Origin of the sequence: Croceitalea sp. MTPC5, from assembly GCF_036985505.1 — a bacterium.
Lineage (GTDB): Bacteria > Bacteroidota > Bacteroidia > Flavobacteriales > Flavobacteriaceae > Croceitalea.
Genome location: NZ_BTGQ01000003.1, coordinates 123571 through 135810, shown reverse-complemented (window position 1 = coordinate 135810; position 12240 = coordinate 123571). Strand labels below are relative to the sequence as shown.

At 40.2% G+C, this 12240-nt stretch carries 13 protein-coding genes; 10 read left to right on the top strand and 3 right to left on the bottom strand.

From position 1 onward, the window contains the following. Positions 1-70: 70 nt before the first annotated feature. Positions 71-505 (top strand): hypothetical protein, encoded by a 435-nt coding sequence (locus AACM45_RS10585; RefSeq protein ID WP_339142558.1) that lies wholly within the window; start codon positions 71-73, stop codon positions 503-505. 161 nt (positions 506-666) lie between these two features. On the opposite strand, the gene AACM45_RS10580 is transcribed toward AACM45_RS10585, so the two are convergent. Further along, the gene (locus tag AACM45_RS10580; protein WP_445227726.1) at positions 667-1731 is read right to left on the bottom strand and encodes an endonuclease/exonuclease/phosphatase family protein; all 1065 of its coding nucleotides are present in this window, start codon (positions 1729-1731) and stop codon (positions 667-669) included. A 105-nt stretch (positions 1732-1836) separates the two neighbouring features. On the opposite strand from AACM45_RS10580, the gene AACM45_RS10575 reads away from it, so the two are divergent. The 8 genes from AACM45_RS10575 (at position 1837) to AACM45_RS10540 (ending at position 7580) form a co-directional block, all read left to right on the top strand. After that, positions 1837-2838, top strand: a complete 1002-nt coding sequence (locus AACM45_RS10575; RefSeq protein WP_339142556.1) for a carboxypeptidase-like regulatory domain-containing protein — start codon at positions 1837-1839, stop codon at positions 2836-2838. Positions 2839-2889: 51 nt separating this feature from the next. Continuing rightward, positions 2890-4584, top strand: coding sequence for a hypothetical protein (locus AACM45_RS10570; protein ID WP_339142554.1), 1695 nt, complete (start codon positions 2890-2892; stop codon positions 4582-4584). 165 nt (positions 4585-4749) lie between these two features. Further along, a complete protein-coding gene (locus tag AACM45_RS10565; RefSeq protein WP_339142553.1) occupies positions 4750-5229 on the top strand; it encodes a c-type cytochrome in 480 nt (159 codons plus the stop codon). A gap of 72 nt (positions 5230-5301) precedes the next feature. Next, the gene (locus AACM45_RS10560; RefSeq protein ID WP_339142552.1) at positions 5302-5679 is read left to right on the top strand and encodes a nuclear transport factor 2 family protein; all 378 of its coding nucleotides are present in this window, start codon (positions 5302-5304) and stop codon (positions 5677-5679) included. Beyond that, a complete protein-coding gene (locus AACM45_RS10555) occupies positions 5680-5916 on the top strand; it encodes a DUF1059 domain-containing protein (RefSeq protein WP_339142551.1) in 237 nt (78 codons plus the stop codon). A gap of 60 nt (positions 5917-5976) precedes the next feature. Continuing rightward, positions 5977-6636, top strand: a complete 660-nt coding sequence (locus AACM45_RS10550; protein ID WP_339142550.1) for a membrane or secreted protein — start codon at positions 5977-5979, stop codon at positions 6634-6636. 17 nt (positions 6637-6653) lie between these two features. Then, entirely contained in the window at positions 6654-7244 is a 591-nt protein-coding gene (locus AACM45_RS10545; RefSeq protein ID WP_339142548.1) for a DinB family protein, read from the top strand. Between the two features lie 27 nt (positions 7245-7271). Next, the gene (locus AACM45_RS10540; protein ID WP_339142547.1) at positions 7272-7580 is read left to right on the top strand and encodes a hypothetical protein; all 309 of its coding nucleotides are present in this window, start codon (positions 7272-7274) and stop codon (positions 7578-7580) included. A 20-nt stretch (positions 7581-7600) separates the two neighbouring features. On the opposite strand, the gene AACM45_RS10535 is transcribed toward AACM45_RS10540, so the two are convergent. Beyond that, the gene (locus tag AACM45_RS10535) at positions 7601-9226 is read right to left on the bottom strand and encodes a SulP family inorganic anion transporter (protein ID WP_339142546.1); all 1626 of its coding nucleotides are present in this window, start codon (positions 9224-9226) and stop codon (positions 7601-7603) included. Positions 9227-9416: 190 nt separating this feature from the next. Between AACM45_RS10535 and pafA the strand changes: the two genes are divergently transcribed. After that, positions 9417-11102, top strand: coding sequence for an alkaline phosphatase PafA (pafA, locus tag AACM45_RS10530; protein WP_339142545.1), 1686 nt, complete (start codon positions 9417-9419; stop codon positions 11100-11102). A 1-nt stretch (position 11103) separates the two neighbouring features. On the opposite strand, the gene AACM45_RS10525 is transcribed toward pafA, so the two are convergent. Continuing rightward, positions 11104-12171: a hypothetical protein gene (locus AACM45_RS10525; protein WP_339142544.1), complete on the bottom strand. Its 1068-nt coding sequence runs from the start codon at positions 12169-12171 to the stop codon at positions 11104-11106. Positions 12172-12240 lie beyond the last annotated feature (69 nt).

The window sequence follows — 12240 nt, the reverse complement described above, 5'->3', positions numbered from 1 at the left end:
TTTAAAACCCCGCAATCGCGGGGTTTTTTATTTGCAAAAATCAGTACATTTAGACTTCTAAACCAAACCCATGGAAATTGTTAAGAATCTACACTCTTATTTCGCTTATGTTGTTTTGTTAATACTAGTTTTAGCGGTGGTCAATGCCTTCTCAGGCTGGTTCGGCAAAAAAGAATTCCGATTTGAAAAAGATTTACGCGTAAGCCTATTTGCATTGATTTTAAGCCATATCCAATTGGTAATCGGCCTGATTCTGTTCTTTATTTCGGCCAATGGCCTTAATGCAATCCGAACTTTGGGTATGGGTGGTTTAAATCCTGCTTCAAGGTTACTTGCTGTAGAGCATCCCTTTATCAACATACTTGCAATAGCCCTTATCACCATCGGCTGGTCGCGTCATAAGAAAAAGGCAGATGATACCGCAAAATTCAAAAGTATTGCTATTTTTTACGGATTAGGGCTTTTGTTTATTCTAAGCAGAATTCCGTGGGGGCAGTGGTTATAGCCCCCTCTGACTCCCCCAAAAGGGGAGAATTCATCAAAAACTACTAATAGGTCAAGAGTTTTGGAATACTTTCGCTTTGCCAAAAATTACTATTACTTTATTTTGGGAAGTCATCTTAAAATTTCTGATTGTCTTCTATTTGAATCCAATAAAATAGTGTATTAATCCCCTCCTTTGGAGGGGCTAGGGGAGGCCTTTTTGATTAAATAAAGGTAAATGGGAAAGTGATCCGCATAACCACCCTGATACGAAGTACCTACATAAGTGCGAAACGGATAACCCTTATACTTTCCAGTTTGTGTTTTCAAATACTCAGGATTATAAATACCAGCTTTCCAAAACACATATTTTGATTTTGCCTTGTGAAGTAGGTTTGGGGTAAAAAAGAATTGATCGAATAAATTCCATTTATCCCGATACGCAAGGGTACCGCTTCCTTTCTTGAACTTCTTTTCCATTGGGTTAAAAAGCCTCGTGCTATCTACAGTACTCCTTTTTCCGGTTGTTTTCAAAACTTTCTTGAAACTCTCATCGATAGGATCATCATTAAAATCACCCATACTGATGATCTTGGCGTTAGGGTCTAAATACCGAACGGAATCAATAATCTTCTTATTCAATTGCGCTGCCTTTATCCGATAAGGTCTACTTCTGGCCTCACCCCCACTTCTTGAAGGCCAATGATTCACCATAAAATAGAACTGCTCCCCGTCCAACAAGCCACCGACTACCAATTGATCCCGCGAATAATCACGGTATCCTTCAGTGTCAAATAACAAAAGACGGTGACTTCTAAAGGAAGTAGGTAAAAAAGCCTCCTTTTTATAGAGTAAGGCCACATCGATACCCCTTTCATCAGGTGAATCAAAATGGATAATTCCATAATCTTTATCCATTAAATATTTATGGGCTATCAAATCTTGAATTACCGTCTTGTTCTCAACCTCGCAAAGGCCAATAATATCAGGGGAGGTTGATACCTTTTCAACCCCTATTTCTGAAAGCACCTTGGAAATATGGCCAATCTTTGTGCCATACCTTTCTTTTGACCATTTATAACCCCCTTCAGGTGTACGCTCATTATCAAAAATCAGGGTGTCATTTATGGTGTCGAAAAGATTTTCAACGTTATAAAAGGCCACGGTCCTAATTTTAAATGTCTTTTTATCTTGGGTAAAACCTAACGTAAGGATGAAAAAGAAGCATAAGTATAAGACTTTTCGCAATTTTAAGTAAGCTTATCTATTTTTAGATAATTTAAGTTTTTTCTTCTAAAAAAAGATTTTTTTTCTTCAATTTTATGTAACATTGATAAATACACCAACCTTTAAATGCGTTTGTTTTTTCTTGCAGGGTTTTCCCTTTGTGTTTCATTGCTTGCAGTAGCACAGCAAACCAAAACAATAAAGGGTACCATTCTGGCCGAACAGACCGGACTTCCCCTGGCATCATGTCAAATTACAATTGAAGGTACCGCATATACGGCATCATCCGACACTTCAGGTCGATTTCAACTTAACATCGAACACAAAGATGGTTTTATCCTACTTATTTCACGATTGGACTATATCCCAAAAAGATTACCCATTGCCTTTGAGACAAATACAACTATAGCGCTTGGCAATATCTTTCTTAAAAAAGATATCACCCTTGAAAAAACCGATAATCTCATCACATTGACCGAGGCAGATCTTTCTGATGACAGTGAAACCATTTCCTCTTCAATAGGTCTTCTACAGGCAACACGTGACGTTTTTTTAAGTAGGGCCGCTTTCGACTTTGGGCAAGCCTTTTTCAGGGTTAGGGGTTACGACGCCCAAAACGGAAACGTATTATTGAATGGGATCGTAATGAACAAATTTCTGAATGGCAGACCGCAGTGGAACAACTGGGGTGGCCTAAATGATGTGATTAGAAACCAAGAATTTACAAATGGGTTGGCGGCATCAGCATATACCTTTGGGGGTATCTTGGGCAATACCAATATCAATCTTCGCCCCTCTGGTATGCGTCCGGGCATACGCTTATCAAGTTCTGTCTCAAATCGAACGTATACCGGGCGATTTATGGCCACCTATAGTTCTGGCCTGTCAAATAATGGGATCTCTTATACCCTTTCCGCCTCAAGAAGATTGGCTGGGCAGGGCCATATTCAAGGCACTTTATACGACGCCTATTCACTTTTTGGTGGTTTGGAATATCAGTTCAACACCAAACACAGTATTGGGCTTACCGCAATTCTAGCAAAAAATCGAAGGGGGCGTTCCGCTGCCATTACCGAAGAGGTATTCAATCTCGTCGGCAGCCAATACAACCCCTATTGGGGAAAATAAGATGGCCGGATTCGAAACTCAAGGGAACGGAACATTTTTGAACCCATCTTATTGTTAAACCATTACGTTACAACTCAAGATTTTAAATTAACAACGGGGTTGGCCTATCAGGGTGGAGCCCGAACGCGAAGTAGGTTAGGCTACTACAATGCTCCTAATCCCGATCCTACATATTACAGGTACCTGCCGAGTTTTTATATCAACAACCCGATAGGGGCCGACTTTACAAATGCCTCCCTTGCCAGGGATGGTTTCTTAAACAACCCGCAACTAAACTGGTCAAATATATCCACTGCCAATTCCAACACCCAAAATGGTGGTAGGGCTGCCTACGTGCTGTACGATGATGTAATTGACGACACACAATTTTCGTTTAGCAGTGTTGGAAACCTTAAAATCAATAATTGGCTGAATATCGATTTTGGGGCAGCATACCGTAATATATCTTCAGTGAATTATGCTAAAATCAAAGACTTGATAGGTGCTGATTTTCATGAAGACATAGACCCCTTCTCCAATACACAGAACGATATCAATAGCACAACCAATAAAACTTCAGGAGCCACCTTTAACTATGATTATGATATGGACGCATCCAACCTCAATGGTTTTGGGCAATTGACCGGTACTTTCGATAATTGGAGTGGTTTTGTATCAGCCAGTTTGTCCAATACTGTGTATCAACGAAACGGAATGTTTCAAAACGAACGTTTTCTGAATACTTCATTGGGCCTTAGCGAAGAAATTAAATTTTCAGATTATGGCCTTAAGGGTGGTACTACCTATAAAATTACAGGAAGGCACTGGCTCAAAGCCCATGGCATTCTTTCAAGTAGGGCGCCTGTTTTGCAAAACGTATTCATCAATCCTAGGGAAAATAATGAGGTAGTACCCAAAATACAAAGTGAAATGATTTCTTCATTTGATCTCAACTATTTCATTCGTCTTCCAGATTTAACTGGGAGAATCACAGGTTTCTATACTCGGTTTCAAAACACCACTGATATCAATTTCTTTTTTGTGGATTCTGGTGTCGGTTCTGATTTTGTGCAAGAGGTCCTTACCGATTTGGATAAACTGCATAAGGGTATCGAACTTGGACTTGAATATCAAGCTTCATCAACGGTCAAACTATCAGCGGTCGCAAACCTCGGAGATTATGAATATGCAAGTAATCCACTGGTCACGATTAATTTTGATACGGCGGGGGCCGAAGAAGATTTGATTGATCCAGAGGGAAATATTGAATTGGGAAAAGCCAATATTAAAGGGCTTAAACTTGCACAAGGACCCCAACTCGCTTTTGCCCTGGGTATCGAACACAGAAACCCAAAGTATTGGTGGGTCGGTGCTACAGCAAATTATTTGGCGAATAACTACGCCAACATCTCTACAATAACCAGAACACAAAGTTTTTTCTTAAATCCCGATACAGGAACATCTTTTCCAGAAGCAACCCAAGAGAACGTTGGTAAATTGCTTGCACAATCAAAATTGGATGACTTTTATTTGTTGAACTTGGTAGGTGGTAAATCTTGGTTAAAGAATGGAACCTATATCAGTGTATTTGCAAGTATCAATAATGCGTTCGATACGGTATTTAGAACGGGGGGCTTTGAGCAAAGTAGAAACGGAAATTTTGGGCAATTACAACAAGACAGCTTAAGGGACAACCCTTCTTTTGCCCCAAAATTCTGGTATGGCTTTGGCCGAACCTACTTTTTAAACTTTGCCATCAGTTTTTGATTTGGCAGTTACAATTTCAAAGTAGTGGACATTTTGTGGCGGAGTCAAATCCACAAATCCAAAAAAACAGGTTAGGTTTTGTACTACGGTCTTCTATCGAAATTACATTGAAGTATGTTAATTGCGTTACTTTTAATTATATTAGGGGTTCAATCCAATAATACAATGAAAAAACTCATCCTATTTGTTGCGCTTGGTGCTTTTGTGGTAAGCTGCGGCGGAAAAAAAGAAGAAAAGAAAGATGGTTTTGAAGTTAGCAGAACCAAAACAGAAGAAAAAAAGGACGTCGCCAGTGAAGGAGTACCGGTTGATTTGGACAACAAAGGTGTCGGCCCTATTAAAAATGTGACTTTTGGGGCAGAAATTGACTCCGAAATGGCTGCTCGTGGCGAAGCCAAGTTCAATGCTATTTGTGTCGCCTGTCATATGGCAGAACAACGTATGATTGGCCCGGCTATGGCAGGGGTTTATGAAAGAAGAAGCCCAGAATGGGTCATGAACATGATTTTGAATCCTGACGGAATGTTAAAGGAGGATCCCATCGCGAAAGCCCTTCTAAAAGAGTATAACAATGCCATTATGCTCAACCAAAACCTAACGGAAGATGAAGCCCGTGATGTAGCAGAGTATTTGAGAACACTATAGTTTTATATTCTCATTTTAAATGCTGTTGTTCATCTCTTTTTCGAACAACAGCATTTTTAATTTATGGCAAGCATGAATTTAGAGATCAATAAAGAAAATGCCATTGCGTTTTATAGAACTGCATATTCAGGAAATCCAAGAGCCGCCATTGAAACCTATGTAGGTTCAGAATATATTCAACATAACCCTGATGTAGCAGATGGCACTGAAAGATTTATAGCTTATTTTGAACGTATGCAAAACGAGTATCCCAATAAGTCCATTGAATTTGTGAGATGTATTGCCGAAGGCAATTTAGTAGCCTTACATACCCATCAAACCTGGCCAGATAATGATCAATATGTTACGATGGATTTTTTCAGATTCGATTCAAACGGAAAAATTTGTGAGCATTGGGATGCCATCCAACAAATACCTAATAACCCTGCTAATCTAAATACCATGTATTAAATGAAAACAATGACCTGCAACCAATTAGGCGGCGCATGCGAAAAAGAGTTCCATGCAGCTACTTTCGAAGAAATTGCCGAATTAAGCAAAAAACATGGTATGGAAATGTTTCAAAAAGGCGATACGGCCCATCTGGCCGCCATGGAAAAAATGAAGGCCCTTATGAACCGACCCAATGCCATGCAACACTGGTTTGAAGAAAAACGTGCCGCTTTTGAAGCCTTGCCACACTATTAAAGTTAAAAGATGTTACGAGCAATACTACTAGTCGCATTCTTTCTAGTCATCAACCAAAACATGGCACAATCCTTAATAGGCGCTTGGGAAGCCACTATGGAACACAATGGAAAAACCCTAAGAAATGTTGTTATCATCTCAGAACAACATCAAGTGGCTACCTTCTATGATACTGAAACAGGTGCTTTTGTAGGCGCCAATGGCGGCGACTGGTCTTTAAATGGTTCAAGACTAACGGAAACCGTGGAATTTGATAGTGAAAATCCAGAACGGGTCGGAACAAAAAGTTCTTTTGAAATTGAATTATCTAATACAGAACTAAGGATAAAAGATTCTCCCTTGGTTTGGAAACGTATTGATGATGGGACCCCAGGTGCATTGTCTGGAGCCTGGTTAATGTCTGGACGCAAGCGGGAGGGGCAGTTTCAAACTAGGGCTACCGATCGACCAAGAAAGACCATGAAACTGTTGTCAGGAACCCGTTTTCAATGGATTGCCTACAATACCGAAACGAAACAATTTAAGGGTACTGGTGGGGGAACGTATACCACCATCAATGGAAAATATACCGAAAATATTGAATTTTTCTCTCGAGACAATTCTAGGGTTGGCGCTAGTCTACAATTTGATTTTGAGTTAAAAGATGGTGATTGGCACCATTCTGGTTTCAGTAGTAAGGGTACCCCCCTATATGAAGTTTGGAGCCGTCGCAGAAACTAAATCCCATACCCTATCCCATGAAGACCTTTTTGTGTGTATCCCTATTCCTTTTCATGATGACCAATCAAGCTCAAGACATGCAACTACCTTACCATCAAATACCCGATTACCCCGAAGATTATAGCTCTGGTAATATTGTTGGTAGAATCATAGATGGCTTGGGCTATCGTTATTATTGGGCTACAGAAGGCCTGACAGCAGAAGATTTAAACTATAGGCCCTCAGAAGAGGGAAGATCAATTTTGGAGACCCTTCAACATATCTACGGCATGTCTGAAATGATTTTGGAATCTCCTCAAGGCAAACCCAGTATACGGCCTAAAGACTTCTCCATATTCCCTTTTGAGGAACTCCGCCAAAAGACCTTAGAAAACCTTCAAAACGCCAGTAACCTAATCAAAGGAAAAAATGCCAATGAGATTTCTAGATTTAAAGTGACCTTTCAACGCGGCGAAAAACGGACCGCATTCCCCTATTGGAATATGCTGAATGGAATGCTTTCCGATTGTATTTATCATACGGGCCAACTCGTAGTTCTACGACGTGCAAATGGCAATCCCCAAAATCCAAAAGTGAATGTTTTCACTGGAAAAACTAGGATAAACTAGCAATTCATTGCTAACCTCGTAACAAAAATGTTCTTTTTACTACCCATAAAGAAAAGGAATATGGGGTATGGGGCACAAGCAAATAATATTATAAAAGCAAATAGAGCTTTACTAAAGAAGAAAAGGACCTTCAAAGAAATCAGACACCTTTATGTTGGTTATGCGGCAGAAAAAGAATTGGAATTCAAAAAACTTACTGAATTCGAAAAAAAGAAAATCAAGGATAAAATCAGGGTTCAGGCAAAAAGGGATCGCTTACATCAATTCAATATTTCGCTTATTTCACTGTTCATATTGGTCCTAATCATTTTTGGAGCGTATTTCTTGCTAAGATAAATTGCTACCTATTAGCGATACTAGAATCCCCAAACCTTAAAAGGGTTGTCTTTCTCCTCATCCTTTTTCTTGACCCTGTCCGTGACCACTTTATAGGTTGGGTCTTCCAAGACATTGACCTCAATGATATCCTCCGCATTACGTAGTAATTTGATACAATCCTTACTCAAATATCTTAAATGCACCTTTTTTCCTGCTTTTTTATAGCGTTCCGTAATCTTGTTCAAAGCCTCTATACCCGACATATCTGCCACGCGACTTTCTTTAAAACTGATTATGATCTCATCTGGATCGTTTTGAACATCGAATTTTTCACCGAATAATGTTGTTGAACCAAAAAACAAGGGGCCATAAATCTCGTAGTGCTTCACACCCTTTTCATCAGTATACTTTCTTGCCCGAATACGTTTCGCATTTTCCCAAGAATACGCAAGGGCAGAAATGATTACCCCTAATAAAACCGCAACGGCCAAATTATGGGTTATCGCAGTAATCAACGTCACCAAGACCATAACAATGACATCTGAATTGGGCATCTTTCGAAATGCCTTGAAGCTCGCCCATTCAAAAGTTCCAATGGCCACCATAAACATTAATCCGACCAATGCTGCCATCGGTAGGCGTTCAATTAAATTACTGCCGAACATGATAAAGACCAATAGCATTACGGCTGCGGTAATACCAGAAAGTCTAGCTCTTGCGCCAGAAGAGGTGTTGATCAAACTTTGCCCTATCATGGCACAACCACCCATACCGGATAAAAAGCCGGATAGGATATTCGCCGTACCCTGCGCAACGCATTCTTTATTGCCGCTACCTCTAGTCTCGGTAATTTCATCAATGATATTCAAGGTCAAAAGACTTTCAATAAGCCCTACCCCCGCCACAATGCCCGCATACGGAATTATAATTGTAAAGGTTTGCCAAGTAAATGGTATTTGCGGAATGGATAATGGCGGAAACCCTCCTTTAATACTTTCCCCTTCTTTCATGGTATCTGCAACCGTCATGGTGTCAATACCAAAGCCCAAAACCAGGGCTGAGACTGCGATAATGGCCAATAAGGAAGAAGGAACTGCTTTTGTCAATTTCGGAAAACCCCAAATTATCAGCATCGTCAACAACGTGAGTCCTAACATGGTGTATAATGCAGTACCTGAAAGCAGCTCATCTGTTCCCTTTTCATAAAAATTGGGAAACTGCGCCATGAAAATTATAATTGCCAATCCGTTTACGAAACCAAACATGACAGGATGCGGAACCAACCTAATAAACTTGCCCAATCGCAGCACTCCGGCTAAAATCTGTAACACTCCGGCAATAATTACCGTGGCGAAAACATAGTTCAATATCGTAGTAGGTTCAATACCGGGAAAATTGCGCTTTAACTCTAGGATCAAGCCAACAAATATTACGGCAACGGCCCCGGTTGCTCCAGAAATCATTCCAGGTCGCCCCCCGAGAATTGAAGTTACCAAGGCAAGTATAAAAGCGGCATACAAGCCGGTCAATGGTGAAAAACCGGGAATCAAAGCAAAAGCGATTGCCTCAGGAACCAAGGCAAGGGCTACGGTAAGCCCTGAAAGAATCTCAGTCTTGTAATCCACTTTTTGGTTAAAATCGAATAAATTGAAATATTTCTTCATCACGTTTGTTTTGAAGCGGGCAAAAGTAGTGTTTATATCCTTTTTCACCCAAGGTTTAGTCGGTTAACCCTTTTACAACCAACAATTCAACCTGCGAAGGGACCTTCTGGTCTATTTAAAAGTGCTTGGCATTAATGTTTTCTATCTTCGAACGACTTAGGCTAATGTAGCGTCCATCAAAACAAAGAAAATGTACTTATTAAAAAATATCTTGGCCATACTGGTGTTATCGATTGGTTATGTCAACTATACGCTTTCGCAAAACACCTCTAAACCTAAGCTTGTTTTAGGAATCGTGATAGATCAAATGGCATTCAACAATCTCTATAAATATGAATCGCGCTACGGTGAAGGTGGATTCAAAAGATTGCTTAAAGAGGGTTATAACTTTAAAAATACGCACGTCAACTACGTGCCCTCAGAAACGGCACCCGGGCATGCCGCCATTTATACGGGCACCACGCCCGCTTATCATGGTATTATAGGTAATAGCTGGTTTGACCGGGTCTCTAACGTTGTTATCGGCAACGTTGCCGATACAGCGTCACTGTTGATTGGCCCCAAGACAAAGAATATACCAGCAGCCTCACCCAAAAACCTAATGACAAATTCAATTGCCGATGAGTTACGGATAGCTAGTAATTTCAAATCAAAGGTAATCAGCATATCCCTAAAGGATAGAGGTGCAATATTACCAGCAGGTAAATCGGCAAATGCGGCATATTGGCACGACTGGCGGGCTACTTCGGGACATTTTGTGACCAGCTCACATTATATGAAAGCGCTACCAAAATGGGTCAAAAACTTCAATAAATTAGAGCGATCTGACGCTTTCTTAGATCAAACTTGGAATACCCTATATCCTATTGAAACATATACCTCAAGTACTGCTGATAGTACTGTTTATGAACCAGCCATTGGTGGAAAACCCGCACCAACTTTTCCCTATGAGTTTAAGTCCATTAGAGAAAACTATAGGGGGCAAGGAACCGAGTACCAGTTACTTTGGGCATCACCTTGGGGAAATACCCTCTTGACGGAGTTTGCCATTGAAGCGCTGAAAAATGAAGCGTTGGGTGCCGATGAACATCCAGATCTTTTAAATGTAAGTTACTCGGTACCGGATGTCATCGGACATACTTTTGGTCCCCAATCCGTTGAAATGGAGGATATTTATTTACGACTGGACAAAGATCTCGCGATACTGTTCGATTCGTTGGATATGCTCATAGGAAATGACGACTACGTCGTTTTCTTGACCGCTGATCATGGCGCCATTTCAAATGCGGCTTTTTTAGCAGACAATAAGATTGAAACGGGCGTTGCCCGTATCGATAAATACAAGGTTTCATTACACCAATACCTCGGAAAGAAATATGGAAAAAACAATTGGATACAATATTTTGAGGGTAACAACATATACCTCAATAAAGCCAAAATCAATGAAAACAACCTTTCATTTAGGGATGTTCAAGATGATGTGGTTGACTTTATGGTAGCACAAGAAGGGGTTTTTAGCGCACTAAGTGCGCATGATCTACAAACCCAAAACTACGAAGATGGCCATCGTCAAATTGTTCAAAACGGATACTATTCGAAAAGATCCGGAGACATCGTATTGACCTTTGATTTTGGTGTTGTTCAAAATATAAACCCACGTATCAAGATCGCAAACGTTAAGGGAACGGTACATGGATCTGCGTATTCCTATGACACGCATATTCCGTTACTTTTTATGGGTAAGGGCATCCCTAAAGGGGAATCGATTGATAAAACGCATATTACGGATATCGCCCCTACACTCGCCATGCTTCTGAACGTGCAAATACCAAGTGTATTTCAAGGTCACCCTTTGGGTGCGCTTTTTGAAGAATAAATCACTTTTTTCGGGACCGATTGACAATGCGGTATTTGAAACTTGCCTCGCTAGCAAGAATCCCATAAAAACCTTCAATATAGTGAATGGCTTCTTCAAAATTCCTTTTGTGCTCGAAAAGCGGTTCCAATTTTTTGACCTCGGTCAACACTAATGATTTCTTTTGCAAAAACTCATTCCTTACCTTATAAAGCAGCTTTTCATCCCTTTTAAAGCCCCTGTAAATCCTTTCGGTAGTCTCTTTAATCGGCAAAGCTTCACCCTGAATCTCAGAAACTGTTGAATAGCTTGTATTCACTAATCCTGACATATCAAAATCATAGGGTACGGGTATGGTGCCAATATCGTTGAACAAGAGTTTTGAGTTGTGCATAAACCCGGTTGAAAAATCAGTATTGCCAATCATGAATTGAAACAGCGCTTGGTAAAGGCTATGGTAATCGTCTTGCCCGAGCGGATGTACATTGCGTTTTAAAACATTACCCCCTGCGCGTGCTGCAACACGTTTTATATCTTCAATAAAAAAGGCTTTAAGTTGGCGTTTTTTTATTTTTTTACGTGTTTTTTCTGAAAGTTCTATATCAAGCAACCTTGTTTTAAAATGATAGGGCGATAAGGTCTCATAAATTTTATACGCCATATATTCTTTAATGATATTATCGTTGCCATCTTTTTGAAGCAAACAGGGCAATACCAATTTTAACTCCTTGTTCTTAGTGAAGAGTGTCCCTTTTGAAGTCTTCTTTTTAATCCTGAATTTGAGTGGGGCAAAATAGCAATTCGTCCTTCTGTAATTGCCCCGTGCCATAAATCTAACGTTTAGGCTATCCCATGAGCCATTTTCAGTGGCGTAGGCCAAGAAAGTCTCCAAATAGGTGGTATCGTTGGTTTCTTTTTTGACCTTTTTGTTGGAATAGGTCATTTTCACCGATAAAATAGCTTCAGATCGGAACAGTTTTGTGACCTTTTCGGCACTTTTTACATCCTTACTCTTTGCCTGTGCGGAAGAATACTCGGTATGAAAGAACGTGAGCAAAAAAGTAACCGTCCAAAAAGCTTGCCTCGTCATGAAGTGATGGTTTTACAGTTCTGAAGGTACTAAATACTGGCCTAGTATGTTTTACCGATCAATCACTTA

Bases quoted from the DNA above. Each gene is read 5' to 3' on its own strand.
- AACM45_RS10585 (WP_339142558.1), top strand. From the start codon at position 71: ATGGAAATTGTTAAGAATCTACACTCTTATTTCGCTTATGTTGTTTTG.
- AACM45_RS10575 (WP_339142556.1), top strand. From the start codon at position 1,837: ATGCGTTTGTTTTTTCTTGCAGGGTTTTCCCTTTGTGTTTCATTGCTT.
- AACM45_RS10565 (WP_339142553.1), top strand. From the start codon at position 4,750: ATGAAAAAACTCATCCTATTTGTTGCGCTTGGTGCTTTTGTGGTAAGC.
- AACM45_RS10560 (WP_339142552.1), top strand. From the start codon at position 5,302: ATGAATTTAGAGATCAATAAAGAAAATGCCATTGCGTTTTATAGAACT.
- AACM45_RS10555 (WP_339142551.1), top strand. From the start codon at position 5,680: ATGAAAACAATGACCTGCAACCAATTAGGCGGCGCATGCGAAAAAGAG.
- AACM45_RS10550 (WP_339142550.1), top strand. From the start codon at position 5,977: ATGGCACAATCCTTAATAGGCGCTTGGGAAGCCACTATGGAACACAAT.
- AACM45_RS10545 (WP_339142548.1), top strand. From the start codon at position 6,654: ATGAAGACCTTTTTGTGTGTATCCCTATTCCTTTTCATGATGACCAAT.
- AACM45_RS10540 (WP_339142547.1), top strand. From the start codon at position 7,272: ATGTTCTTTTTACTACCCATAAAGAAAAGGAATATGGGGTATGGGGCA.
- AACM45_RS10535 (WP_339142546.1), bottom strand. From the start codon at position 9,226: ATGAAGAAATATTTCAATTTATTCGATTTTAACCAAAAAGTGGATTAC.
- pafA (WP_339142545.1), top strand. From the start codon at position 9,417: ATGTACTTATTAAAAAATATCTTGGCCATACTGGTGTTATCGATTGGT.
- AACM45_RS10525 (WP_339142544.1), bottom strand. From the start codon at position 12,171: ATGACGAGGCAAGCTTTTTGGACGGTTACTTTTTTGCTCACGTTCTTT.